The organism is Pseudomonas sp. So3.2b, assembly GCF_019464415.1.
Taxonomy (GTDB): Bacteria; Pseudomonadota; Gammaproteobacteria; order Pseudomonadales; family Pseudomonadaceae; genus Aquipseudomonas; species Aquipseudomonas shahriarae.
This window is the reverse complement of the sequence record NZ_CP080494.1, coordinates 3,032,589-3,056,626: the sequence shown is the minus strand read 5'-3', so window position 1 is coordinate 3,056,626 and position 24,038 is coordinate 3,032,589. Positions and strand designations below refer to the sequence as shown.

22 protein-coding genes are annotated in these 24,038 nt (G+C 61.0%); 12 read left to right on the top strand and 10 right to left on the bottom strand.

Annotated features, from left to right (window positions below; translation table 11 throughout):
* Window positions 1–4: 4 nt before the first annotated feature.
* Together efeO and K1X80_RS13655 are read left to right on the top strand one after the other, a co-directional pair.
* Window positions 5–817, top strand: a complete 813-nt coding sequence (gene efeO, locus K1X80_RS13660; RefSeq protein ID WP_198799232.1) for an iron uptake system protein EfeO — start codon at window positions 5–7, stop codon at window positions 815–817.
* Window positions 818–1,105: 288 nt separating this feature from the next.
* Entirely contained in the window at window positions 1,106–2,302 is a 1,197-nt protein-coding gene (locus tag K1X80_RS13655; protein WP_057444795.1) for an MFS transporter, read from the top strand.
* Here K1X80_RS13655 and pssA read toward each other — a convergent pair.
* Window positions 2,299–3,642 (bottom strand): CDP-diacylglycerol--serine O-phosphatidyltransferase, encoded by a 1,344-nt coding sequence (gene pssA / locus K1X80_RS13650; RefSeq protein ID WP_120732954.1) that lies wholly within the window; start codon window positions 3,640–3,642, stop codon window positions 2,299–2,301. The two genes, K1X80_RS13655 and pssA, sit on opposite strands and share 4 nt — an antisense overlap.
* Before the next feature lie 124 nt (window positions 3,643–3,766).
* Here pssA and K1X80_RS13645 point away from each other — a divergent pair, with 124 nt between their 5' ends.
* Window positions 3,767–4,330 carry a TetR/AcrR family transcriptional regulator gene (locus tag K1X80_RS13645; protein ID WP_057959740.1) on the top strand — a complete coding sequence of 188 codons (564 nt, stop codon included), beginning with the start codon at window positions 3,767–3,769 and terminating at the stop codon, window positions 4,328–4,330.
* A gap of 44 nt (window positions 4,331–4,374) precedes the next feature.
* Entirely contained in the window at window positions 4,375–4,854 is a 480-nt protein-coding gene (locus tag K1X80_RS13640) for a nuclear transport factor 2 family protein (RefSeq protein WP_057440109.1), read from the top strand.
* A 51-nt stretch (window positions 4,855–4,905) separates the two neighbouring features.
* On the opposite strand, the gene K1X80_RS13635 is transcribed toward K1X80_RS13640, so the two are convergent.
* On the bottom strand, window positions 4,906–6,063 hold the full coding sequence (locus K1X80_RS13635; protein ID WP_169990090.1) for a PQQ-dependent sugar dehydrogenase: 1,158 nt from the start codon (window positions 6,061–6,063) through the stop codon (window positions 4,906–4,908).
* Window positions 6,064–6,081: 18 nt separating this feature from the next.
* Window positions 6,082–6,399: a hypothetical protein gene (locus K1X80_RS13630; protein WP_120732947.1), complete on the bottom strand. Its 318-nt coding sequence runs from the start codon at window positions 6,397–6,399 to the stop codon at window positions 6,082–6,084.
* Between the two features lie 197 nt (window positions 6,400–6,596).
* On the opposite strand from K1X80_RS13630, the gene K1X80_RS13625 reads away from it, so the two are divergent.
* Both K1X80_RS13625 and ligD read left to right on the top strand, forming a co-directional pair.
* Window positions 6,597–7,433 (top strand): Ku protein, encoded by an 837-nt coding sequence (locus K1X80_RS13625; RefSeq protein ID WP_128593703.1) that lies wholly within the window; start codon window positions 6,597–6,599, stop codon window positions 7,431–7,433.
* 24 nt (window positions 7,434–7,457) lie between these two features.
* Complete coding sequence (gene ligD, locus K1X80_RS13620; RefSeq protein ID WP_169990089.1) at window positions 7,458–9,881, top strand: DNA ligase D; 2,424 nt, start codon at window positions 7,458–7,460, stop codon at window positions 9,879–9,881.
* Window positions 9,882–9,912: 31 nt separating this feature from the next.
* Here the strand turns inward: ligD and lpxO are convergent, their stop codons facing one another.
* Window positions 9,913–10,812, bottom strand: a complete 900-nt coding sequence (lpxO, locus tag K1X80_RS13615; protein WP_169990088.1) for a lipid A hydroxylase LpxO — start codon at window positions 10,810–10,812, stop codon at window positions 9,913–9,915.
* A 284-nt stretch (window positions 10,813–11,096) separates the two neighbouring features.
* Window positions 11,097–12,440 (bottom strand): LPS O-antigen chain length determinant protein WzzB, encoded by a 1,344-nt coding sequence (locus tag K1X80_RS13610; protein ID WP_169990087.1) that lies wholly within the window; start codon window positions 12,438–12,440, stop codon window positions 11,097–11,099.
* 402 nt (window positions 12,441–12,842) lie between these two features.
* Between K1X80_RS13610 and K1X80_RS13605 the strand changes: the two genes are divergently transcribed.
* Window positions 12,843–13,253 carry a TIGR03067 domain-containing protein gene (locus tag K1X80_RS13605; protein ID WP_169990086.1) on the top strand — a complete coding sequence of 137 codons (411 nt, stop codon included), beginning with the start codon at window positions 12,843–12,845 and terminating at the stop codon, window positions 13,251–13,253.
* Between the two features lie 127 nt (window positions 13,254–13,380).
* Here K1X80_RS13605 and K1X80_RS13600 read toward each other — a convergent pair whose 3' ends face one another.
* Window positions 13,381–14,193 carry a bifunctional 2-polyprenyl-6-hydroxyphenol methylase/3-demethylubiquinol 3-O-methyltransferase UbiG gene (locus tag K1X80_RS13600; RefSeq protein WP_057959744.1) on the bottom strand — a complete coding sequence of 271 codons (813 nt, stop codon included), beginning with the start codon at window positions 14,191–14,193 and terminating at the stop codon, window positions 13,381–13,383.
* A 470-nt stretch (window positions 14,194–14,663) separates the two neighbouring features.
* On the opposite strand from K1X80_RS13600, the gene K1X80_RS13595 reads away from it, so the two are divergent.
* Together K1X80_RS13595 and K1X80_RS13590 are read left to right on the top strand one after the other, a co-directional pair.
* A complete protein-coding gene (locus K1X80_RS13595; RefSeq protein WP_071610063.1) occupies window positions 14,664–16,250 on the top strand; it encodes an ABC-F family ATPase in 1,587 nt (528 codons plus the stop codon).
* Between the two features lie 178 nt (window positions 16,251–16,428).
* Window positions 16,429–17,601, top strand: a complete 1,173-nt coding sequence (locus tag K1X80_RS13590) for an MFS transporter (RefSeq protein WP_115128153.1) — start codon at window positions 16,429–16,431, stop codon at window positions 17,599–17,601.
* Here K1X80_RS13590 and K1X80_RS13585 read toward each other — a convergent pair.
* Together K1X80_RS13585 and K1X80_RS13580 are read right to left on the bottom strand one after the other, a co-directional pair.
* Complete coding sequence (locus K1X80_RS13585; RefSeq protein WP_186625936.1) at window positions 17,595–18,632, bottom strand: dienelactone hydrolase; 1,038 nt, start codon at window positions 18,630–18,632, stop codon at window positions 17,595–17,597. The genes K1X80_RS13590 and K1X80_RS13585 overlap by 7 nt on opposite strands.
* Before the next feature lie 184 nt (window positions 18,633–18,816).
* A complete protein-coding gene (locus K1X80_RS13580; RefSeq protein WP_057440100.1) occupies window positions 18,817–19,428 on the bottom strand; it encodes an FMN-dependent NADH-azoreductase in 612 nt (203 codons plus the stop codon).
* A gap of 125 nt (window positions 19,429–19,553) precedes the next feature.
* Here K1X80_RS13580 and K1X80_RS13575 point away from each other — a divergent pair, with 125 nt between their 5' ends.
* Window positions 19,554–20,462: a LysR substrate-binding domain-containing protein gene (locus tag K1X80_RS13575; RefSeq protein ID WP_057440099.1), complete on the top strand. Its 909-nt coding sequence runs from the start codon at window positions 19,554–19,556 to the stop codon at window positions 20,460–20,462.
* A gap of 11 nt (window positions 20,463–20,473) precedes the next feature.
* The gene (locus K1X80_RS13570) at window positions 20,474–20,824 is read left to right on the top strand and encodes an MmcQ/YjbR family DNA-binding protein (RefSeq protein ID WP_057959745.1); all 351 of its coding nucleotides are present in this window, start codon (window positions 20,474–20,476) and stop codon (window positions 20,822–20,824) included.
* 88 nt (window positions 20,825–20,912) lie between these two features.
* Here K1X80_RS13570 and K1X80_RS13565 read toward each other — a convergent pair whose 3' ends face one another.
* Window positions 20,913–21,296 (bottom strand): DUF1294 domain-containing protein, encoded by a 384-nt coding sequence (locus K1X80_RS13565; RefSeq protein WP_057959746.1) that lies wholly within the window; start codon window positions 21,294–21,296, stop codon window positions 20,913–20,915.
* Window positions 21,296–22,126 (bottom strand): undecaprenyl-diphosphate phosphatase, encoded by an 831-nt coding sequence (locus tag K1X80_RS13560; RefSeq protein WP_057959747.1) that lies wholly within the window; start codon window positions 22,124–22,126, stop codon window positions 21,296–21,298. The genes K1X80_RS13565 and K1X80_RS13560 overlap by 1 nt, the downstream gene beginning before the upstream one ends.
* A gap of 249 nt (window positions 22,127–22,375) precedes the next feature.
* On the opposite strand from K1X80_RS13560, the gene K1X80_RS13555 reads away from it, so the two are divergent.
* A complete protein-coding gene (locus tag K1X80_RS13555) occupies window positions 22,376–24,010 on the top strand; it encodes a methyl-accepting chemotaxis protein (RefSeq protein WP_057959748.1) in 1,635 nt (544 codons plus the stop codon).
* The last annotated feature ends 28 nt before the right edge of the window (window positions 24,011–24,038 follow it).

Here is a 24,038-nt window from a genome sequence, read left to right as displayed (position 1 = left end):
CCCTATGAACATGTCATCTCTTGCGTTGTTATTGAGCCTTTCTCCGCTCGCGGCCTTTGCCGCGCCGGCGCCCCTGGATCTGGTGGGCCCGGTGTCGGACTACAAGATCTATGTCACCGACAAGATCGAGGAACTGGTGACCCAGACCCAGGCCTTCACCGACGCGGTGAAAAAAGGTGACCTGGCCACCGCGAAAAAACTCTACGCACCCACCCGCGTTTACTACGAATCCATCGAGCCCATCGCCGAGCTGTTCAGCGACCTCGATGCATCGATCGACTCACGGGTCGACGACCACGAAAAAGGTGTGAAAGCTGAAGACTTCACCGGCTTCCACCGCATTGAATACAGCCTGTTTGCCGAAAACACTACCCAGGGCCTGGGCGCCCTTGCCGACGGCTTGAACACGGACGTCAAGGATCTGCAAACCCGCGTTGCCGGTCTGACCTTCCCGCCGGAAAAAGTCGTCGGCGGCGCTGCCGCATTGCTCGAAGAAGTGGCCGCCACGAAGATTTCCGGCGAAGAAGACCGCTACAGCCACACCGACCTGTATGACTTCCAGGGCAATATCGATGGAGCGAAAAAAATCGTCGACCTGTTCCGTGGGCAGATCGAACAGCAGGACAAGGCGTTTTTGGCCAAGGTCGATAAGAACTTCGCCACGGTGAACACCATCCTGGCCAAATACAAAACTGCCGATGGCGGCTTTGAAACCTACGACAAGGTCAAGGAACACGACCGCAAGGCCCTGGTGGGCCCGGTCAACACCCTGGCCGAAGACCTCTCGACCCTGCGTGGCAAACTGGGTTTGAACTGACACCTCAACGCTAGCGGCTCTGAGCCTGACCCACCGCCATCGCGGGCAAGCCCGCTCCCACAGGGGTCTCAGCGAGCAGAAAATGTTCGCCACACCACAATCAAATGTGGGAGCTGGCTTGCCTGCGATGGCGGTGGTTCAATCACCGCCCAGAGTGACTGAAGCACCGCCATCGCAGGCAAGCCCACTCCCACAGCTGTAGATCCCTATCATCCGGGTTAATCGCGCTGTGCGTTTAACCGTCTTACCTATAACGTTCCATAGATTCCCACTCACGGAAGATTTCCCATGCCTCATTCGGCCACCCGCCTTGATGCCGCCCCGCCCACTCCCTTCAACCTGCGCCCCCTGCTGTTGGCCAATATGGCCTGCACCATGGCGATGATGGCGTTTGTCTCGCTGATCGGCCCCATCGCGCGGGTGCTGGGGCTGGCGACCTGGCAGGCCGGCGCGGCGGTGACGGTGTCCGGGGTGATCTGGATGCTTTTGGCGCGGCCCTGGGGCCAGGCCAGTGATCGCCTGGGTCGGCGGCGCGTGCTGTTGCTGGGCACCGGGGGCTTCACCCTGGCCTATTGGGCCCTGTGCGTGTTTATCGACGCCTCCCTGCAACTGCTGCCCTCGGCGATGCTGGCATTTATCGGGCTGGTGCTCGGGCGCGGGTTGATCGGGGTGTTCTACGCGGCGATCCCAGTGGGGGGCTATGCGCTGATCGCGGACAATATCGAGCCGGCCCATCGCGCCAAGGCCATGGCCTCGCTGGGGGCGGCCAACGCCTGTGGCCTGGTGTTGGGCCCGGCGATTGCCGCGCTGCTGGCCCGCCACAGCCTGAGCCTGCCGTTTTATGTGATGGCGCTGCTGCCGATGCTCGGTTTTTTGGTGTTGCTGATGAAGCTGCCGCGCCAGGAGTTGCACCTCAAACAACCGCCCAAGGCCGTCAACCTCTCGGACCCACGCTTGCGCCGGCCATTGGTGGTGGCCTTTGCGGCGATGCTCTGCGTGTCGATTGCCCAGATCACGGTGGGCTTTTTTGCCCTGGATCGCCTGCAGATGAACCCCGCCGACGCCGCACAAACCGCCGGGATCGCCCTGACCATGGTCGGCCTGGCCTTGATCTGCTCGCAATTGCTGGTGCGCAAGCTGGAATGGCCACCCCTGCGGCTGATCCGCGTCGGCGCGCTTGTTTCGGCCCTGGGGTTTGCCGGGAGCATGTTCGCCGATACGGCGTGGATCCTCTGGCTGTGTTTCTTCGTCTCTGCGGCCGGCATGGGCTGGATCTTCCCATCGTTCGCCGCCCTGGCGGCCAACGCGGTGGACGCCTCGGAACAAGGCGCCACTGCCGGGTCGGTGGGGGCGGCGCAAGGGCTGGGTGTGGTGGTCGGGCCGCTGGCCGGGACCCTGATCTATGCCGTCGAACCGCGGCTACCCTACCTGGTCGCCGCTGCCCTGCTGTTGCTCATTGCACTCTGGCCGGCACCGCGCCACTAGAGGATCCGGTAAAGCAAGCGCTCGACTCGGACGCGACTGACCCGGCGCAGGAACTTGCCGACGGCTTCGGGGTAATCCACCAGTGTCTGCAACTGCTGGTAGCCCTGGATCCGCGTGGCGTGCTGGAAAATGTCCTCCAGCTCGCGGCGCCGTGGCGCCAGCCACTGGCCCTGGGGATCGTCGATCAGCAAGGCGTTTTCCAGGTCCAGGCGAAAGGCCCGGGGGTTGAGGTTATTGCCGGTGAGCAAGGTATAGCGTTCGTCGACCCACATGCCCTTGAGGTGATAGGTGTTATCCCCGTCGCGCCACAGGTGCAGGTTGAGTTGGCCACTGTCGATCATGCGCTGGTGGCGCTTGGCAAAGCGGCGCAGGCTGATTTCGTAGAGATACGGCAGCGCGGCGATGATTTTGAAAGGCTCGCTGGGCGGGATGTAGAAGTCGTTGGCGGTCTTGTCGCCGACGATGATGTCGATCTTCACCCCACGGGCCAGGGCCCGGTTGATTTCCCGGGTCACCGGCAGCGGCAGGTTGAAATACGGGGTGCAGATGGTCAACTGCTGCTGGGCACTGGCGATCAGCTCGCAGATCACCCGGCTCAGCGGGTTGTTCTTGCCCACTCCCAACAACGGGCTGACCGACAACCCACCAATCCCAGCCTGGCCGGCCGTGGTGTCATAGGTCGCGTGCTTGAGCCGGCTGCGCAGGTCGCCGATGTCATTGCGCAGGCTGCGGGTGGTGGGCAGGTTGGGCAGGTCCAGGCGGTGTACCGCCTTGGCCGCCACCAGGCCGTGTTCCACCAGGTGCTGCATGGAGTCGGCCAATGGCTTGTTGTGGATCAGGTGATAGCGGTCGAAGCGGTATTTATCGAACTTGTGCAGATACACATTGTTCAGGCTGGCGCCGCTGTACAGCACGCTGTCGTCGACCACGAAGCCCTTCAGATGCAGCACGCCAAACAGCTCGCGGGTCTGCACCGCAACCCCATACACCGGCACATGTGTCGGATGTGACTGAGTCATTGCCTGGTACCAGGCGCTATTGCCCGGCTGCTTGCCCGCACCGATCAACCCGCGCTGGGCACGCAGCCAATCCACCATCACCACGATATCCAGTTCGGGCCGTGCGGCCTTGGCGGCGTGCAGCGCGTCAAACACCTCCTGGCCCGCTTCGTCCTGTTGCAGGTACAACGCGACGAGGTAGATGCGGTGTTGGGCCTGGGCGATTTGCTGCAGCAGGCAGCGGCGAAACTCGGCAGCGCCGGACAGCACCTCAATCGCGTCGGTGGCCAGGGGGAAACCGCGCAACTTGGGCAACAGGGAACGTTTGAATAACGACGGCATAGGGCTCGCAATGATCGAATCCGAAGAGCCCGAGAGCTTACACCATGGGGGTCCTCAGGTCTGCCCACTGGCCGCTGAAAATAATTGATTGACCAAGAAGAACGATCGTTCTACTGTTTGCAGCATGAACGATATGACCAGCAGTGAAACCCGCGACATTATTCTGGACGTCACCGAAAAGTTGATCTATCGGCACGGCATTGCGGCCACCGGTATGGATCTGTTGGTGAAAACCGCCGGCGTCTCCAGGAAAAGTATCTACCGCTACTTTGCCAATAAGGACGAACTGGTGATCGCCGCCCTGCAGCGGCGCGATGAACGTTGGTTGCAATGGCTGCGCAGCGAGGTCGAGCAATACGCCGGCAGCGGCGCCCGCTTGCTCGGCGTGTTCAGCGCTCTGAAGACCTGGTTCGACTCTGCGGACTTTCGCGGCTGCGCCTTTATCAACACCAGCGGCGAAACCGGTAACCCGCAAGACCCGGTACGTTTACTGGCCAAGGCACACAAACAGAAACTGTTCGAGTATTTGCTTGAACTGTGCGAGGCACATGGCACCCCGGCCCCGGAGCAGCAGGCCGCGCAACTGCTGATCCTGGTCGATGGCGCCATTACCATCGCCCTGATCATGGGCGATGTCACCGCCGCTGATAATGCGCAATGCATGGCGCAGAACTTATTGGCACTTTGAAAGTTGTACGGGTTTAACAACTAACGATCCAAAGGAGCAGTCAAATGACCGCCAATGCACACGTGCGTCCGCCCTTACCGCCCTTCACCGAGCAATCGGCCATTGAAAAGATCCGTCTCGCCGAAGACGGCTGGAACTCCCGTGACCCGCAACGCGTGTCGCTCGCCTACACCCTGGACACCCAGTGGCGTAACCGCGCCGAGTTCGCCCATAACCGCGAGCAGGCCAAGGACTTCCTGACGCGCAAATGGGCCAGGGAACTGGACTACCGCTTGATCAAGGAGTTGTGGGCGTTTACCGGCAACCGCATCGCGGTGCGTTATGCCTATGAATGGCACGACGATTCCGGCAACTGGTTCCGCTCCTACGGCAACGAGAACTGGGAGTTCGACCAGGACGGTCTGATGTCCAATCGGCATGCGTGCATCAATGACATGCCGATCAAGGAAAGCGAACGCAAGTTCCACTGGCCGCTGGGGCGGCGCCCGGATGATCATCCGGGGCTGTCCGAACTGGGGCTGTAACCTTGTAGGAGCCGGGGGGCGTCGAGTCCTTGCCGGCTCCTGCAATGCCCGTCAATCCTGCTTCAACCCCACCTGATACAACACGCCATCCTCCTCATCCGTGAGTATGTACAGGAAACCATCCGGGCCCTGGCGTACATCGCGGATACGCGCCTTCAGTTCGCCCAGCAGGCGCTCTTCGTGGACCACCTTGTCGCCCTCGAACTGCAGGCGAATCAGTTCCTGGCTGGCCAGGGCGCCGATAAACAGGTTGTGCTGCCAGGCTTTGAAGCGGTCAGCGTCGTAGAACGCCATGCCGCTGATGGCCGGTGACTTTTCCCACACATGATGGGGGCCGACCGTGCCTTCGGCTGTCTTGCCACGGGCCTCGGGAATCGGCAGCAAGGAATAGTTGATGCCGTGGGTCGCCAGGGGCCAGCCATAGTTCTTGCCACGTTCGATGATATTGATTTCATCGCCGCCACGCGGGCCGTGTTCGTTTTCCCAGAGGGTGCCAGTCCACGGGTTCAGCGCCGCGCCCTGTGGGTTGCGCTGGCCATAGGACCAAATCTCCGGCCGCGCTCCCGGCTGGCCGACAAACGGGTTGTCATCCGGCACGCGACCATCCGGGTAGATGCGCACCACCTTGCCTTGCAGCTTGTCCAGGTCCTGAGCCGTGGGCCGATCGTTGTTCTCGCCCAGGGTCACAAACAGGTAGCCGTCTCGGTCAAACACCAGGCGCGAGCCAAAGTGATTACCGGTAGAGAGCTTGGGCTCCTGGCGCAGGATCACCTGGAAGTCCTTGAGGCCGCTCAAGTCATCGCTCAAGCGACCACGGCCTACCGCCGTGCCGGCCGTACCGCCCTTGCCGCCACCTTCGGCGTAGGACAGGTAGACCAGGCGGTCTTCCTTGAAATCCGGTGACAACACCACATCCAGCAAACCGCCCTGCCCTTTGGCCCAGACCTGCGGCACGCCACTCAATGGCGCCGATAATTTGCCATCACTGCTCACATAGCGCAGCGCGCCTGGCCGCTCGGTGACCAGGAAACCTTGCTTGTCGGGCAAAAACGCCACCGCCCAGGGATGGTCCAGGCCTTTGACAATCGGGGTCGCGGTGAGGCTGCCTTGCTCGCTGGGGAACTGGCGGGTCTCGGCGGCCAACGCGGGCAGCGCGCTTGCCAGGGCGACAGCGCAGCAGGTCGCTAAAAGGGTTTTGCGTAGAAACATACGTGGGGTTCCTTGCGTTCAGGGCCGGCGATTGCCATTGGCATCTTGTGTCGGGGCTGAAGGTTGGGTGGCAGGGCGTGTGGGCACTGCATCACGTTGCGGATAGCGATTGCCGATACCGCCGTTTTCCAGGGTCGGCGGCCGCGGTACCGGCGCGGTGTAGGTACCGCGGGCGGCGGGCGTATTGGGCTGGGTGCCCTGCATGCTATTGGGATTGGCCCGCTTGATCGGGCTGTTATACGGGTTGTTGTTGCCGGGCAGGTTTTGCGCCTGCAACCCGCCACTCAAGGCAAGGCCCAGGGCCAGTACTGCAAGGCTGCGTGTACGGCTGTTCATGACAAAACCTCTATAGGGCGAGGAATACCTGCATTCGATAACACGCTACGCCCTGGGTTCGGATTTGGTAACTAAATACTTTCCAGGCAGGTGTAACACGGCTTTTCGAATGCCCCTGTGCCAACCGGCCGACAGCCGAAACTTTTGCCAGCGGCTACAGGTCACCTGAAGACCATTCCCCATCAGGAAGCACGGCCATGCCACGGGCAATATGGAAAGGCGCAATCAGCTTCGGCTTGGTACACATCCCCGTGTCGCTGGTCTCGGCCACCTCGGCCCAGGGCGTGGATTTCGACTGGCTGGACAAACGCAGCATGGACCCCGTGGGCTATAAGCGCATCAACAAGACCACCGGCAAGGAAGTCACCAAGGACAACATCGTCAAGGGCGTGGCCTATGAGAAAGGCCGCTACGTGGTGCTCAGCGAAGAAGAGATTCGCGCTGCCCATCCCAAGTCCACGCAAACCATAGAGATCATCGCGTTTATTGACCGCGACCAGATCCCTTTGCAGAACATCGACACCCCCTACTACCTGGCCCCGGACAAACGCGGCGGCAAGGTCTATGCGCTCTTGCGTGAAACCCTGGACACGACCGCCAAGGTCGCCCTGGCCAACGTGATACTGCATACCAAGCAACACCTCGCCGCACTGATGCCCCTGGATTCAGCGCTGGTGCTGGTGATGTTGCGCTGGCCCGCTGAAGTTCGCGGCCTCGACGAACTGGAGTTGGGCGAGGACGTGATCAAGCCGAGCCTGGCCAAAGGCGAACGGGACATGGCCAGGCGCCTGGTGGAAGGCATGAGTGCCGACTGGCAACCGGACGACTACCGCGACAGTTTCCAGGACAAGATCATGGCCCTGGTCAAGAAGAAGGCCAAGGCCGGCAAGATTGAAAACGTCGAGGCCCAGGACGGTGCGCAAGAGCGCAAGTCGGCTGACGTACTCGACCTCACGGAGCTGCTCAAGCGCAGCCTGGCCGGCAAATCGACGGCCAAGCCCGCTGCGCGTAAAAAAACCACCAAGGCCTCCTGAGCCGTTTGCCCAAAGGACGCCCCCATGCCCAAACCCCTGAGTGAGTATCAGCGCAAGCGCAACTTCAAGGTCACTTCAGAACCGTCGCCGTCAAGCCCCGCACGGCGCCCAGCGTCAGCTTTGACGTTTGTGGTGCAGAAACACGCGGCACGCAACCTGCACTACGACTTTCGCCTCGAACTCGACGGGGTGCTAAAAAGCTGGGCAGTGCCCAAGGGACCCAGCCTGGACCCGAGCCACAAACGCCTGGCGGTGCATGTCGAAGATCATCCGTTGAGCTATGGCGCCTTTGAAGGCAGCATCCCCGCCGGCCAGTATGGGGCGGGTGACGTGATTGTCTGGGACCGTGGCATCTGGCAACCCCACGACGACCCGCACAAGGCCTACGCCGCCGGCAAACTGAAGTTCACCCTGGTCGGCGAAAAGCTTGCGGGCGATTGGGCCTTGGTGCGCACTCGGCTCAAAGGCAGTGGCGACAAGGAGCAATGGCTGTTGATCAAGGAGAATGATCAACAGGCGCGCCCCATCAGCGATTACGACATCGTCCAGGCCCAGCCCACGAGTGTCTTGAGCAATGCGCGGGTAGGCCAGCCTAAGACCCGCCAGCCCACCCTGCCCGACCAAATGGCGCCGCAACTGGCGACCCTGGTAGACCGCGCCCCGGCTGGCGACTGGCATTACGAAATCAAATTCGACGGCTACCGGATCCTGGCGCGGGTACGCGATGGCCATGTGCACCTGTTTACCCGCAACGGCCATGACTGGAGCGATCGCCTGCCCCGCCAGGTCAAAGCCCTCGCGGCGCTGAAACTCAAGGACTGCTGGCTCGATGGCGAGGTGGTCAGCCTCAATCGCGACGGGCTGCCGGACTTCCAGGGATTGCAGCAGGCGTTCGATAGCGGTCGCAGCCAGGACCTGGTGTATTACCTGTTCGACGCGCCGTTCTTGCACGGCCAGGATCAGCGCAGTGTTGCCCTGCAAGAGCGCCGGGCAGCCCTCAAGGCGGCATTGGCGGGGAACCAGAGCCCATTGCTGCGCTTTTCCGAAGCCTTCGCGGCTGATCATCACGATATCTTGCACAGCGCCTGCAGCCTGGGCCTGGAAGGTGTGATCGGCAAGCGCGCCGGCAGCCCCTACAGTTCCACGCGCAGCGCCGATTGGATCAAGCTCAAATGCCGCCGGCGCCAGGAGTTCGTAATCGTCGGCTACACCCGCCCCCAGGGTTCACGCAGCGGGTTTGGCGCGCTGCTGCTGGCAGTCCACGCGGACCGTGCCCTGGTGTATGCCGGGCGCGTGGGGACCGGCTTCGATCAGGCAACCCTGCAAACGCTGTATAAAAAAATGCAGCCCCTGGCCCGGCAATCCTCGCCCTTGGCCAACCCCGTGACCGCCGCCCAGGCCCGTGGCGTGCACTGGATAAGGCCGCAGTTGGTGGCCGAAGTGCAATTTGCCGAATGGACCCGCGAAGGCCTGGTGCGCCAGGCTGCCTTTGTTGGCCTGCGCAGCGATAAACCACAGGAGCAGATTGTGCACGAGCCACCACTGGCGCAAAGCCGTGTTTCACAGATCCGCATTACCCACCCCGAGAGAATCATTGATCCCACCAGTGGCACACAAAAGGCGCAACTGGCCCGATTCTACGAAGATATCAGCGAGTGGCTCCTGCCCCACTTGCGCCATCGCCCGGTCGCACTCCTGCGGGCACCCGAAGGGGTCGACGGCGAGCAGTTTTTCCAGAAACACAGCGAGCGCCTGGCCATTCCCCTTATCACTCAATTGGATCAGGCCCTCGACCCCGGCCATGCGCGCCTGATGGAAATTCATAACCTCGCGGCATTGATCGGCGCCGTACAAATGGGCGCGATTGAGCTGCACACCTGGGGGGCCACGGTCGACAAAATCGACACCCCGGACCTGTTTGTACTCGATCTGGACCCGGACCCGGCGCTGCCCTGGAAGAGCATGTTGGAGGCAGCGCAACTGGTGTTGTCGGTGCTGGATGAACTGGGCCTGACTGCCTATATCAAGACCAGTGGCGGCAAGGGCTTGCACCTGATTGTGCCGTTGGCGCGCCGGGATGGCTGGGACACGGTGAAAGCCTTCGCCAAGGCCATTGCGCTGTTCATGACACAGCAACTGCCGGAGCGTTTTACCGCCACCAGCGGCCCCAAAAACCGCATCGGCAAGATCTTTATCGACTACCTGCGCAATGGCCGCGGTGCCAGCACCGTCGCCGCCTATTCGGTACGCGCCCGCCCGGGGCTGCCGGTTTCCGTGCCCATCAGCCGAGATGAACTCGACAGCCTGCGCAGCGCCCAGCAATGGAATGTGACGAATTTGCAGGCGCGCTTAAACAGCCTGAAAGCTGATCCCTGGGCGGGTTATGCCAACCGCCAACGGCTCAGCAAGAAGATGTGGCAGAAACTGGGGGCCCAGCCGCCAGAATAAAGCCCCCCGCCGATGGCAAGGGGGCTGATGCTCAGATCAGGATAAAAATCACTGCCAAACCGGCAAAGATCGCCCACTTTTCCAGGTAATAGCGGGTGCGGTTACGCTTTTTCAGCTCCTTGCCCCGCAAGCGGATCTTGTACAGGCGGGTGAAGGCGCGGTTCAAGCCACCGGTCTTGTCCCCGGCATCATTGGGTGAGCCGGCGGCCGCCATGACGTTGCGGCTGAACCAGCGATTGAATGCAGCCGCCCAACGATATTTCATCGGCCGCTCGATATCGCAGAACAGAATGATGCGGTTTTGCGCCGTGGTGTTTTCGGCGTAGTGGATGTAGGTCTCATCGAACATCACCGCCTCGCCGTCACGCCAGTAATAATTCTCACCGTCCACGTTGATGTAGCAGCCTGGATCGTTGGGCGTATCCAGCCCCAGGTGGTAGCGATAGGAGCCAGCATAAGGATCGCGGTGGCGGACCAGCCTGGAACCTGGCGGCAGTTCGGCAAACATCGCCGCTTTGATCGAGCCGATACTTTGCACCAGCTCGGTAGTGCGCGGGCACAGCTTCATGGCCGAGGGGTGACTGTCGCCGTACCACTTGAGGTAGAAACGCTTCCAGCCCGATTTGAAAAACGAGTTGAAGCCCACGTCGTTGTATTGGTCGGAGCGCTTGATCTCGCCGGCGCGCATCAGGTTCTGGCCTTCCTCGCGGATCTCCTGCCAATGCTCCTGGAGCGGGCTCAGGTCGGGGAAGTCACTGGGGGCAAGGTACGGCCGGCCGGGCAGCTTGGAGAACAGGTAAAGGAAGCAATTGACCGGGGCGAGGAAGGTGGAGTGGTCGCTTAATTGACGGCCCAGCTTATGTCGCACCCGGCCACGCAGATGGACATACGCAATGGACGTAACGTACAGAGCAACAATAATGAGTTTCACGAGAATTCGTCACATATCAGAAGAGTACAGGCTGCTCCGCCAGGCCCTACCGGGCTGGGGATGGAAAATGCAGCACCTGAAATCACAATTCATTAACAGACCCACGACCGTCTTGGAGACAATTCGGATAGTGGCCAATGGCAGTTATTTTAGCCATAGTTTGTAACCAAAGGTTAACTAAGAATTGTGAAAAGGTGTCTTCCGACTGTATAGCCGCGCCACCTCGAACGGGCGGTGGCGGGAGTCCCGGGCTGCGACGCAGCCCGGGAAAGGTCCGGTGTGACTCAGCCCAATGGCGGCTCATCCTTGCGTTCACGCCGGGTAAAACGGTCATCGTCCAGGCCTGAATAGGCCACAGTCTGGCGCCGCGTCAAGACCAGATGGCGAACCAGCGCAACGAACATCCCCAGCAGCAAGCCGACTGCCAGGCTCAATGCAACCACCAGGACTTTTTTCGGTTTGATCGGGCTCAGCGGCTCTTGCGCGCGCCGGTCAATCGTCACCAGTTTCAACGCACTCATATCAATATTCAGGCCACGCAGGCGTGCCACTTCAGCACGCAAGGGCTCGACGTCCTGCAGGAAAATATCTTCATTGCCCCGCCGCTTCAGGACTTCGACTTGGCGATTGACCTCCAGCAGTTGCAGCTCCTTGCCGATTTCCGCAACACGGCTACTGGTGAAGTCATCGCTGGTCCGCTGCTGCAAAGCCCTGCGCTCGGCTTCGAGGGCGTCGGTGCCGAGGAAGTACAGGGGAATCTGCTGATTATTGACCTCGGTACGCATCACCTGACTGGAGCCACTACGCCCGGCATCGGCCATAGACGAGGGTGTGGTCGGGCTCTTGATACCCATGGACTTGGCAATCGAGATCGCTTCGTTCAACTCTGCCAGGCGGTTGGAACGCTGCATTTTCATCTGTAGGCGCAGGGCACTGAGTTCATCTTCCAGCTGTGCGCGTTTGAGCTTGTCGCCCTCCAGCAGCTTGGCGATCTTCGATTCCTTGTCGGTTTCATAATTGGAGCGCGCTGCATCAATCTTGCCCTTGAGCTCGGTGAGGCGGTTGTTGACGATCACCTTGAGGTCGGCGCCCACCTGCTCACGCTCTTGCGCAATGGCGTAGTCGACAAAACCGTTGAGAATCGCCACCCCGTCAACGTCCGTGGGGTATTGCAGCTCAAGACGAATATAGCTGCTCAGGGAGTCGGATTTTTTCGGGTCGGGCAGGATCAGCTTGATCGAGTTACGGTTGAACGCTTCAAAACTCTGTTCAAGGCTGCGCCCTGGCTCCTGAAACGCCTGGAACAACGCCGGGTTGGCCTTGAAGAACCCCAGTCGCGCGTCATACGAGTCCAGTTGCGCGCCGACTTTGGCCAGTGCGTCCGCCGGCGGCAACTTATAGACTTCGGAGCGATTGAGGGCATCCAGCTCATTGATAGCCGCCGGGCGCAGCACGCTGCTGACCTGGTACTCACGGGGTGCCAGCAACGCGTAGCCAACGCCAATCAGGCCGGCAAACAGGGTACAGCCGATAACCAGTTTCTTTTGTCGCCAGATCGAGTGGAACAGATCAAATAAATCAATTTCATCGGACACCACGGGAGCTTGCACCTGGGGAGTTCTGTTCAAAATGGGGACACCCTTTTAGAAGTGGACGCTGGCTGCCCACTACACAATAGATCTGAATAACCAACTGAAAATACAGGGACAACGCCCTGGATATGGCCAGTACGACACGAGGCAACGGTCATCCGACCATTGCGTCACTGAAAAAATCCCTACCCCATTCAGATTGTTTTCCTTCAGAAAAAATAATGTCGTATAAGGCATTGATCAGCGTAGACGACATATCGGAAAACATCGGGATAACGACATGTCAGAACCGCTTTAAATAGCTGCTGGCAAAGGAAAAACCGACCGGGACAGACCTTGAGGAAGTTTTCTGCCATACCTTTGAACGGAATTTGCCAGGGCGCATTGCTGCTGTGGGCGGTCCCGCCATTTATGCCTCATTAAAAAAGGAATTTTTATATGCCCACGTCCCCTCCCCGCACCACGCCGTGCCCGACCGAACAGGACAAACAAGCCCTGCAAGGCACCTGGGAACAAATCGCCCTGGAAGACAGCGGCATCGCCAACCCACCGGATGAACACAGTGCGCCCGGTGCGCTGACCACAATCGAGGGGGATCAGTTTCGGGTCATGACCCAAGATGGCGAGGTATTACTGCAGGGCAGTTTTACCCTGGACGCCAGCACCACGCCCAAGAGCATCACCTGGATCGACGCCATCGGTGCCGACGCCGGAAAGCACCTGCCCGCCAGCTACACCCTGGATGATGAGCGCTTCGTGTTTATCGCGGCGGATGAAGGCATGCCCCGGCCGACGCGTTTCAGTACGACGCCAGGGCAGACAATGCGCACTTTCGTACGCCGGTCATGAACGGATGAGGGGCATTCGTTTTTGCGACAGGATTTTCACGAAGTATTCACGTTTGGCGCGCTAGGTTAGACCCAACTCCTCAGATGAATCCCTTGGCCCGCCGCCCCAGCGGGCCTTTTTTTTGCCTTCAGGCCGGGCGCTTGACGGCGGTCAGGGTGTAGCACATCGGCAGTTGCGCCGGCTGGTTCTCGTACTGGTCGTAGAGCTCTTCGCGATTGGAGTGCGGGTACTCCTGCAGGTGGCTGATCTGCAAGCCTGCCGCGATGGCCGCGCTGACAACCTCGCCTAAGGTGTGCACGAACCAGTAAGACGCCGCGACTGCGCTGTTACTCGGCCCCTCATAGACAATCGCCTCGTGCTGCACAAAAGGCTCGCGGCGAAAATATGAGGTGACCGGCAGCATCGGGTTCGGCGCTGCGGGGTCGAACACTTCCAGGATCGGATGAGTCTCGTAGATCACCAGCGTCCCGCCGTCTTTGAGGGTGCTGGCGACATGCCCCATGAATAGCCCGATATCCGGCATCCAACCCAACACCCCGATGGTGATCAGGGCGATATCAAAACGCCCCTGCAACCGCTCGGGCAAATGATGAATATCGGCTTCGATAAACTCGGGCGCATGGGGTGAGCGACTGGCCAGCTCCGCCGCCTGTGCCAGAAATGCATCGGACTGGTCGACCCCCACCACACTGCTGGCGCCCAGCCCATACAGCGACAGGCTTTCACGGCCGTTATTGCAACCCAGTTGCACGGCGTCCCGCCCCTTGACGCCCACCTGCATTAACAGGGTGGTCAGGGTGGGATCCAGGCAGGAGAAATCAGGCGCGCCGACATCCGCGAGCAGGCTTTGCCAGTGCTCGGTAGCTTTGTGGTGTTCGGCGGATTCGTTCCAGGCGGCCTTGTTGCTGGCGATTGCCTGTTGAGCAGACAGCGTGTCCATTGCGTCTCCAAACCATTGAACGTGCGCAACACGATGGCGATGAGCGTCGTCAAGAAAACAGAAGGGAGTCCGCCCCGCACCGACAGCCTCGCCATCCTTGAACCGGTAAAGAGCCATCACTGCAGGGCGAACGCTGGAAACTTAATCCACGGTCATTGCATGTTCAACTGTTAACAAACACAGATCGGACGGCCGATACAGTTTCGATACAACTCGATGCTTTTTGTAAGGATTTCCGCAAAAAAAAGACAAACCAGGCACTTCCAGCGGCCCGACACGCCTGCCTGTCATATAACTCACGCCGCACATATGCGACAATGCGCGCCAAATTCCAACATACACCCCATATTTTCTGCTCGGCGACTGGGCTTCACGCCTTGATGTCGCTGTTGACGCATGCCCGTTGGCCCGGGCTCCGAATGGGTCCCGGCCCAAATAAGCGCACCCCAAGCTATTGATAGGTAAAGTAATTGATCTCCACAGCTAACATCACCATGCAGTTCGGCGCCAAGCCGCTGTTTGAGAACGTCTCGGTCAAGTTCGGCGCCGGTAACCGTTATGGTTTGATCGGTGCCAACGGTTGCGGCAAGTCGACCTTCATGAAAATCCTCGGTGGCGATCTCGACCCGTCCGGCGGCCAGGTCATGCTGGAGCCGAACGTGCGCCTGGGTAAGCTGCGCCAGGATCAGTTCGCCTACGAAGAATTCAATGTCATCGACACCGTGATCATGGGTCACGAAGAGCTGTGGAAGGTCAAAGCCGAGCGCGATCGCATCTACTCGCTGCCGGAAATGAGCGAAGAAGACGGCATGGCCGTGGCCGAGCTGGAAACCGAGTTCGCCGAAATGGACGGCTACACCGCCGAATCCCGTGCCGGTGAACTGCTGCTGGGCCTGGGTATCGGCATCGAGCAACACTTCGGCCCGATGAGCGAAGTGTCTCCAGGCTGGAAGCTGCGCGTATTGCTGGCCCAGGCGCTGTTCTCGGATCCGGAAGTGCTGCTGCTCGACGAACCGACGAACCACCTGGACATCAACACCATTCGCTGGCTGGAAAACATCCTGACCCAGCGTAACAGCCTGATGATCATCATCTCTCACGACCGTCACTTCCTGAACAGCGTGTGCACCCACATGGCTGACCTGGACTACGGCGAGCTGCGCCTGTTCCCGGGCAACTACGACGAGTACATGACCGTGGCGACCCAGTCCCGCGAGCAGTTGCTGTCGGACAACGCCAAGAAGAAAGCGCAGATCTCCGAACTGCAATCGTTCGTCAGCCGCTTCTCGGCCAACGCCTCGAAAGCCAAGCAGGCCACTTCCCGCGCCAAGGCGATCGACAAGATCCAACTGGCCGAAGTCAAGCCTTCGAGCCGTGTGAGCCCGTTCATCCGTTTCGAACAGACCAAGAAACTGCACCGCCAGGCGGTCATCGTCGAGCGCATGGCCAAAGGCTTTGACGGCAAGACCCTGTTCAAGGACTTCAGCTTCCAGGTTGAAGCCGGCGAGCGCGTGGCGATCATCGGCCCGAACGGTATCGGCAAGACCACCCTGCTGCGCACCCTGGTCAACGAACTGACCCCGGACGCCGGTAGCGTGAAGTGGACCGATGCGGCCGAACTGGGCTACTACGCCCAGGACCACGCCCACGACTTCGAAGACGACGTCACCCTGTTCGACTGGATGGGCCAGTGGGCTCAGGGCGAACAAGTGATCCGCGGCACCCTGGGCCGCATGCTGTTCTCCAACGATGAGATCCTCAAGTCGGTCAAGGTCATCTCCGGTGGTGAGCAAGGTCGCATGCTGTTCGGCAAGCTGATCCTGCAAAAGCCCAACGTGCTGGTCATGGACGAACCGACCAACCACTTGGACATGGAATCCATCGAGGCGCTGAACCTGGCGCTGGAAAACTATCCGGGCACGCTGATCTTCGTCAGCCACGACCGTGAGTTCGTATCGTCCCTGGCCACCCGCATCATCGAGCTGAGCCCAAGCGGCGTGATCGACTTCAGCGGCACCTATGACGACTACCTGCGTAGCCAGGGCGTGGTGTTTTAAGGGCCGCCAATAGCGGTTAGCCACACGCTGCAAGTAAAAGCCCCGTCAGCAGTGACGGGGCTTTTTGCATTTCCAGGCTCGACCAACGGCGCGTCAGGGCCGATGATTGTTAGCCTGCTTCCTTTTCTTCCAAGCCCTTGCCATGATGCGTTCACCGCCCTGCCGCGAATGAGCCTCCATGCCAGCCGCCCCCAGCTCCCTGTCGATCACCCTGCAGATCGTCTCCATCGTCTTCTATACCTTTATCGCGTTTATCTGCATTGGCCTGCCGATTGCGGTGATCCCCGGCTACGTCCATGAACAACTGGGTTTCAGCGCCGTGGTGGCCGGCGTAACCATCGGTTCGCAGTACCTGGCCACCCTCCTCAGCCGCCCCATGGCCGGGCGCATGTCGGACAACGTCGGCACCAAGCGCGCGATCGTGCTGGGCTTGAGCGGTATTCTGCTCAGCGGTGTCTTGACGTTTTTTGCCACGCTGCTGCACAGCCTGCCCAGCCTGAGCCTGGGGATTCTGCTGGTCGGTCGCGTGTTGCTGGGCGTGGCCCAGGGCCTGATCGGTGTCGGCACCATCAGTTGGTGCATGGGCCAGGTCGGCGCCGAACACACCGCGCGCTCGATCTCCTGGAACGGCATCGCCTCCTATGGCGCCATCGCCATTGGCGCGCCGCTGGGCGTGGTGATGGTTGCGCAATACGGTTACAACAGCCTCGGTCCCGCGCTGGCCGTGCTGGCAGCCCTGGGCCTGGTGCTGATCCGCAAAAAACCCTCGGTGCCGGTGGTGCGCGGCGAGCGCCTGCCGTTCTGGGCGGTGTTCGGGCGGATCGCGCCGTTTGGTGCCAGCCTGTGCCTGGCGTCCATTGGCTACGGCACTCTGACCACCTTCATTGCCCTGTTCTACCTCAATCGCGGCTGGACCGGCGCCGCCTGGTGCCTGACGGTGTTTGGCATCTGCTTTATCCTCTCGCGCCTGCTGTTTATCTCGAGCATCAGCCGTTTTGGCGGGTTTCGCGCGGCGATTGCCTGCATGACCCTGGAAACCCTCGGCCTGACCCTGCTATGGCTCGCGCCCTCGCCCGCCATTGCCTTGATCGGCGCCGGCCTCACCGGGTTTGGCTTGTCGTTGGTGTACCCGGCACTGGGCGTCGAAGCCATCAAACAGGTGCCCAACAGCAGCCGGGGCGCCGGGCTGAGTGCCTATGCGGTGTTTTTTGACCTGGCGCTGGCGATTGCCGGACCGCTGATGGGTGCGGTGGCGTTGAACCTGGGCTACTCGTGGATTTTCTTTTGCGCGGCGCTACTGTCCGTCACGGGCCTGGGCCTGACCTGGCTGCTGATGCGCCGGGCCTATTGATCCGCAGTCTGCATCCCGGCCCGCGAGTGCTGGCCGAGGGTGCGACTGAAAAATCGTCCGGCCTCGGAGATCAGGTCGCGGTGAATACCCTCGCGGTCCACCCCATCGGCATCGGTACAAAGCACCGGCATCAGCGCCAGTTGCTCGTCATCGCAAGGGGCCATGAAAATAAAGTGCCCAGCTCCGGCCAACAGTTTGAAATCCGGCGGCTGCGGCAGCTTGCGCGCCAGGGCGGCGGCGTTTTTATCCACGGCTACCAGCTTGTCGCCATCGCCGCTGTACAGCAGCACCGGCACATGCACGTCGCCCAGGGTCTGACGACCGAACATCAGGCTGAGCGGCGCCATCAGCATCAACGCGTGGATCCGTGGGTCGGCCTGGGGTTGCAGGTCATCGCGGTCGACCACCAGCTCACCCTTAGAGGTACAGGCGTCGCGGTCTTCAGGACGCTCCTGGCAATAGCGGCGCAAACGCTCGAAATCCGGCTTGGCCCCGGCCAGGATCAGCGCCGTCTCGCCGCCCGCCGAATAGCCGATCACCCCTACCTGGCCCACGTTGACGAACGGCGACAGCATCGGGTCGCCCAGGGTCGCGGTAATCGCCGCAGAAATCTGGATCGGCCGGCCATACAGGTTACTCAAGGTACCCAGGCGGCTGTGGTCCTTATAGTTGTCGCCCGGGTGCAGCACGGCGACCACCACAAACCCCTTGCGCGCCAGCGACGTCGCCAGGTCGTGCAAAGCCAGGGGCGTGCCGGTGTTGCCATGGGACAGCATCAGCAACGGGAAGCGGCCGATGGCGACCTTGGCGTCCTCGGCGGCGGCGACGCGATACGCCCCCACCTGACTGAGATGTTCATCACCCGTGGACGGATAAAACGCGATGGCTTTCATCGGCTGCGAATCCAGCGGGTCAAGAAAGCTCATGCGGTGATAGCCCACGCTCCAATGGGGGTGCGGGGCGACAGCGGCGTGCACTGAAACGAGGCCGCCGAGCAGGGAAACCAGCAAGACTGCACAAAGACGCATCATGGGGATGTCCACCTGTGCTGGGTGACGCCTGCAGGCCGATGCAGCCTCGGGCGGTATGACCCGGTGTTGCATAAGCTGCGCCATATTCGCCGGTTCAAAACAAAAAACTCCGTATTCCGCCGGCATTGAAGCTAGCAGAATACAGAGTTTAGACAGCCCGAATCAGATTGAAAGGCGCTCGTGCTTACGCCGCGACGAACAACTGCTCGCTGATCAGCGCATTGGCATCGTTCAATGCCTTGCTGCGTGCTTCGTCACCATAGGCCAGGCCGTGGGCACGTACGAACTCGATATCGGTGATACCGAAGAAGCCCAGCAGCACTTTCAAGTAGTCCTCGTGCCCGACTCCGGTCGGTTGGCCAACGTGCAGGCCACCGGCGGTGGAGACCACGATGACTTTCTTGTTGCCGCACAGGCCTTGCGGGCCGGCTTCGGTGTAGCGGAACGTCTGGCCAGCGACGGCAATGCGGTCGATCCAGGCCTTGAGCTGGGTGGGAATGGTGAAGTTGTACATCGGCGCGGCGATAACCACCGCGTCGGCAGCCAGGAACTCGGCCAGGGTCGAGGCGCTCAGGTCGGCTTCGTGCTTCTGTACGGCATCACGCAACTCGGCGCTGGTGCCCAACGCGCCCAGGGTAATCCCGGAAAAATGGGTGATACCTTCGCTGGCCAGGTCACGGTAGGTCACTTCGACACCCGGCTCAGCCGCCTGCCAGGCCTTGACCACTTCGCCGCTCAACTGGCGGGATACCGAGTTGTCACCGAGGATGCTGGAATCAATATGCAAGAGTTTCATGTGGGATCTCCAAGTGAGGATCGCCACCGGCGATCTGATGGGGAGAATCCTACAGATCAATCCAATAGCCGATTAGCCGGTTAAAATGCGATAGTTCGTCCCACTGACAGGACAATAGGCCCAACATGCAAGACCTCAATGACCTCTACTATTTCGCCAAGGTGGTGGAAGCCGGTGGCTTCGCGGCGGCTGGCCGGCTGCTGGGCATCCCCAAGTCGCGGCTGTCGCGGCGCATTGCCGAACTGGAAGAACGCCTCGGCGCCCGCCTCTTACAGCGCACCACCCGGCAACTGACCCTGACGGCCGTCGGCGAACGCTACCTGGGGCACTGCCAGGCGATGCTGCTGGAAGCGGAAATGGCCGACGAAGCCGTGGTCAACATGTCCAGCGAACCCCGGGGCCGGCTGCGGGTCAGTTGCCCGGTGGGCCTGGCCCACGAAATCCTGCCGACGGTGGTGGCGCAATTCCTCGCGGCCCACCCGCTGGTGCAACTGGAGATGATGCTGATCAATCGCCGCGTCGACCTGGTGGCCGAGGGTGTAGACGTAGCCTTGCGTGTGCGCGAATTGGGGGACGAAGACCCACTGCTGGTGACCCGCCGCCTGCGTCAGGCGCAGACGGCCATGGTCGCCAGCCCCGAGTTTGTGCGCGACCGCCAGATCAACAGCCCGGCCGACCTCAAACACCTGCCGGTATTGGGCGCCCTGGAAGCCGACCGTATGGTCCACCTGCGCATGCTCGACCCTGCCGGCAATGCCACCGACCTGGCGATGGAGGCCCGCCTGGGCATCGACGACTTCCTGGTGCGCAAGGCCAGCGCCCTTGCCGGCCTGGGCTTCACCGTGCTGCCCATGATGTATTGCGAGCAGGAGCTGGAAAGTGGCCAACTGGTGCAACTGCTGCCCGAGTGGTCGCTGCCCGGTGGCTGGCTGCAAGCGGTGTACCCGCATCGACGCGGCGTATCCCCAGCGGTGCGCGCCTGGATCGACTTTCTGGCCCATGCCTTCAACAGTTGCGGAGATCGACTGCTATGAGTACCCGGAGCATGACCGAAGACGACGTCGCCCAGTTCTGCCTGGGCTTGCCCAGTGCACGGGAGGATTACAAGTGGGGCGGTGTGCGGGTGTTCTCGATTGCCGGCAACAAGATGTTCGCCCTGCAGAACCTGCGCGGCGACTCCCTGGCGTTCAAGGTCGACAAAGAACTGTTCCTCGGCCACGTCGACCGCCCCGGCATCCACCCGGCGCCGTACCTGGCGCGGGCGCAGTGGATCATCATGCAGGTGCCCTACCCACTGGGCGGCGAAGAGCTGCGCGGCTTGCTGCAGCGCTCCCACCAGTTGGTGGTGAGCAAACTGCCCAAACGCACGCAGATCGGCCTGAGGCTGGACGAGTAAGCCAGCCCAGGTCGTCTTGGACACACCTTGATCATCGAGACATGCACAGCCCCCTGTGGGCGCAGCTTCGCTCTCAAGCCCCGCGCGGCTAGAAGACTGCCAGCAGCGTGCCACCCAGAAACAACCGATCAATCCAGAACACCTGGTGCAGCAACACAATCAGCCAGAACACCACCTGATAAGACACCTTGCGCGTCTTGTGCCGGAACACCTGCTGCGCAACCAAGGCCCCCGGCCAACCACCAGCCAGCTCCATGGCATGCAGGATCTTCTCCGGGGTGCGCCAGCTATCGCTCTGGGCCTTGCGCTTGTCGCTCCAGTACAGGCAAAACGTCACCACGCTGACCAGGCCATAGGCCGCCAACGGGATCAGCGACACCCCGCGATACGCCAGCAGTGCCGCGCCAAACAACGGCACGGCACACAACAGTGCAAACACCACAGCCTTCAAGCGCAGATGCTGGACTGTCATCACGCCTTGGCCGCCGCCCAGTCAATCCAGCCGAACTGCCAGGTGGCCAGGATCAGCAAACCGAACGCAATGCGGTACCAGGCAAACACTGCATAGCTGTGGCTGGCGATGAACTTGAGCAAGCCACGCACTGCAATCATCGCGAAGATGAACGAGACCACAAAACCGACGGCAAACACCGGCAGATCCGCAGGCTGGAACAGGTCACGGTATTTATAGCCCGAGTACACCGCCGCCCCGACCATGGTCGGCATCGCCAGGAAGAACGAAAACTCGGTGGCCGTCTTGCGCGACAGGCCAAACAACAGGCCACCGATAATGGTCGAGCCGGAACGCGAAGTCCCTGGAATCATCGCCAGGCACTGGGCAAAGCCCACTTTCAAGGCGTCTTTCCAGGTGATGTCATCGACGGTTTCGGCATGGATGACATGCTCGCGACGCTCGGCCCACAACATGATCACCCCGCCGATCACCAGCGCAGTGGCCACCGTGATCGGGTTGAACAGGTATTCGTGGATCAGGTCGGCAAAAATCACCCCCAACACCACCGCCGGCAGGAAGGCGATCAGCAGATTGACGGTAAAGCGCTGGGCGTTGCGCTGGGTCGGCAGGCCGGTCACTACGTCGAGGATCTTGCGCCGGAATTCCCAGACCACCGCCAGGATGGCGCCCAGTTGAATGATGATGTTGAACGCCATGGCGCGCTCGCCACCGAAGTCGAGCAAGTCAGCGACGATAATCTGGTGCCCGGTACTGGAGATCGGCAAGAACTCTGTCAGCCCTTCGACAATGCCAAGTATCAATGCCTGAAAGGCAGTCCAAAGATCCATTATTCCCCCAAAGGTCATGCGACGGCATGCCTCGTTGATATTTTTTAGGTGTTCACTAACGATGAGCACGCGGCAAGGCCGCGCGCAGGATCAAGGCTGACCTGCAAAAATTCTGTGAAAAATCAGGCAGTACTCAGGTTTTTTGATTCCGGGCCGAAAGCCTATCAGACAAGCCCGAATTTCGCTTCGCGTTATCACTGGCCGATCAACGCAGCACCGAAAATTATAAGAACGCGGAGTGACAAGACTATGAACAGTTTGCGCAATATGTCGATCAGTCGGCGCCTCTGGATGATCCTGATAGTCGCCGTGTTGATGTTGATGACCCTGGGTTTGCTGATGCTCAAGCAGATCCACGACGACCTCTACCAGGCCAAGAGCCAGAAAACCCAGCATGTGGTGCAGACCGCCAGCGGGATTCTGAATTTTTATCACGGCCTTGAAACCACCGGGGTGCTGACCCGCGAAGCCGCGCAGAAACAAGCCCTGAGTGTGGTGCGCGGTCTGCGCTACGACCAGAACGAATACTTCTGGATCAATGACCTGACGCCGGTGATGATCATGCACCCGGCCAACCCCAAGCTCGACGGCCAGAACCTATCGGCCATCCGCGATCCGGACGGCTTTGCGATCTTCAATGAGTTCGTCACCCTGGCCAAGGCCAAGGGCGTCGGCATGGTCGATTACCGCTGGCCGAAACCCGGCGCGGCTGAGCCCGTGGCCAAGACCTCCTATATCCAGTTGTTCGAACCCTGGGGCTGGATCATAGGCTCCGGCGTCTATGTGGACGACGTACAGGCACAATTTCGCGGCCAGGTCTGGAAAGCCTCGCTGATCGGCCTGGGCATTGCCCTGATCATGGCCCTGCTGGTGGTGCTGATTGCCCGCAGCATCGTGCGCCCGTTGCAGGAAGCGGTACAGGCCATGGCCAACATCGCCAGTGGCGAAAGCGACCTGACCCGCAGCCTCGACACCCATGGCCAGGACGAAGTCACGCAACTGTCCCGACACTTCAACACCTTCACCGCCAAACTGCGCCAGGTGGTCAGCCAGTTGCAGGTGTGCGCCAATGCCCTGGCCCAGTCGTCCGCCGAGCTGGGCAACAACGCCAGCCAGGCCCATGACCGCAGCCAGCAACAATCCCAGCAAATGGAGCTGGTGGCCACCGCCATCAATGAAGTGACCTACGGCGTCCAGGACGTGGCCAAGAATGCCGAGCACGCCGCCAGCGAAATGCGTGACGCGCAGACCCAGGCCGAACAGGGCCAGGTCAATATCGACGGCAGCCTGCAACAGATCGACGCGCTGTCCGGCACCATCAGCCAGGCGGTGGAAGTGATCCGCACCCTGTCCACCGAAAGCACGCAGATTGGCGGGGTGCTGGAGGTGATTCGCTCGATTGCCGAGCAGACCAACCTGCTGGCTCTCAACGCCGCCATCGAAGCGGCCCGCGCCGGCGAACAAGGCCGTGGTTTTGCCGTGGTCGCCGACGAAGTGCGCCTGCTGGCCCAGCGCACGCAAAAATCCACTGCCGAAATCCAGAACATGATCGAGCGCCTGCAAGGGCATTCCGAAGCAGCGGTCAAGGTCATCAGCGACAGCCACCAGGCCTCGCAACTGACCATCGAACAAGCCGGTCAGGCGGGCGCCAGCCTGAATGCCATCGGCCAGGCCCTGCGCAACCTCAACGGCCTGAACGCCTCGATTGCCAGCGCGACCCTGCAACAGGCCCACGTGGTGGAAGACATCAATCAGAACGTGACCCAGGCCGCCGGCCTGTCCCACAGCACTGCGCTCGCGGCCCAGCAATCGAGCGAGGCCAGCGTGCATCTGAAGGACTTGAGCGAAGAACTCAACGGCCTGCTGCGCCAGTTCAAGGTCTAGCCCTCCTCCCGGCAGCAGCCCGCTCGCC

What these genes read in the sequence shown, in the direction of transcription:
- efeO (WP_198799232.1), top strand. Translation starts at nt 5, where the DNA reads ATGAACATGTCATCTCTTGCGTTGTTATTGAGCCTTTCTCCGCTCGCG.
- K1X80_RS13655 (WP_057444795.1), top strand. Translation starts at nt 1,106, where the DNA reads ATGCCTCATTCGGCCACCCGCCTTGATGCCGCCCCGCCCACTCCCTTC.
- pssA (WP_120732954.1), bottom strand. Translation starts at nt 3,642, where the DNA reads ATGCCGTCGTTATTCAAACGTTCCCTGTTGCCCAAGTTGCGCGGTTTC.
- K1X80_RS13645 (WP_057959740.1), top strand. Translation starts at nt 3,767, where the DNA reads ATGAACGATATGACCAGCAGTGAAACCCGCGACATTATTCTGGACGTC.
- K1X80_RS13640 (WP_057440109.1), top strand. Translation starts at nt 4,375, where the DNA reads ATGACCGCCAATGCACACGTGCGTCCGCCCTTACCGCCCTTCACCGAG.
- K1X80_RS13635 (WP_169990090.1), bottom strand. Translation starts at nt 6,063, where the DNA reads ATGTTTCTACGCAAAACCCTTTTAGCGACCTGCTGCGCTGTCGCCCTG.
- K1X80_RS13630 (WP_120732947.1), bottom strand. Translation starts at nt 6,399, where the DNA reads ATGAACAGCCGTACACGCAGCCTTGCAGTACTGGCCCTGGGCCTTGCC.
- K1X80_RS13625 (WP_128593703.1), top strand. Translation starts at nt 6,597, where the DNA reads ATGCCACGGGCAATATGGAAAGGCGCAATCAGCTTCGGCTTGGTACAC.
- ligD (WP_169990089.1), top strand. Translation starts at nt 7,458, where the DNA reads ATGCCCAAACCCCTGAGTGAGTATCAGCGCAAGCGCAACTTCAAGGTC.
- K1X80_RS13605 (WP_169990086.1), top strand. Translation starts at nt 12,843, where the DNA reads ATGCCCACGTCCCCTCCCCGCACCACGCCGTGCCCGACCGAACAGGAC.
- K1X80_RS13600 (WP_057959744.1), bottom strand. Translation starts at nt 14,193, where the DNA reads ATGGACACGCTGTCTGCTCAACAGGCAATCGCCAGCAACAAGGCCGCC.
- K1X80_RS13590 (WP_115128153.1), top strand. Translation starts at nt 16,429, where the DNA reads ATGCCAGCCGCCCCCAGCTCCCTGTCGATCACCCTGCAGATCGTCTCC.
- K1X80_RS13585 (WP_186625936.1), bottom strand. Translation starts at nt 18,632, where the DNA reads ATGATGCGTCTTTGTGCAGTCTTGCTGGTTTCCCTGCTCGGCGGCCTC.
- K1X80_RS13580 (WP_057440100.1), bottom strand. Translation starts at nt 19,428, where the DNA reads ATGAAACTCTTGCATATTGATTCCAGCATCCTCGGTGACAACTCGGTA.
- K1X80_RS13575 (WP_057440099.1), top strand. Translation starts at nt 19,554, where the DNA reads ATGCAAGACCTCAATGACCTCTACTATTTCGCCAAGGTGGTGGAAGCC.
- K1X80_RS13570 (WP_057959745.1), top strand. Translation starts at nt 20,474, where the DNA reads ATGACCGAAGACGACGTCGCCCAGTTCTGCCTGGGCTTGCCCAGTGCA.
- K1X80_RS13565 (WP_057959746.1), bottom strand. Translation starts at nt 21,296, where the DNA reads ATGACAGTCCAGCATCTGCGCTTGAAGGCTGTGGTGTTTGCACTGTTG.
- K1X80_RS13560 (WP_057959747.1), bottom strand. Translation starts at nt 22,126, where the DNA reads ATGGATCTTTGGACTGCCTTTCAGGCATTGATACTTGGCATTGTCGAA.
- K1X80_RS13555 (WP_057959748.1), top strand. Translation starts at nt 22,376, where the DNA reads ATGAACAGTTTGCGCAATATGTCGATCAGTCGGCGCCTCTGGATGATC.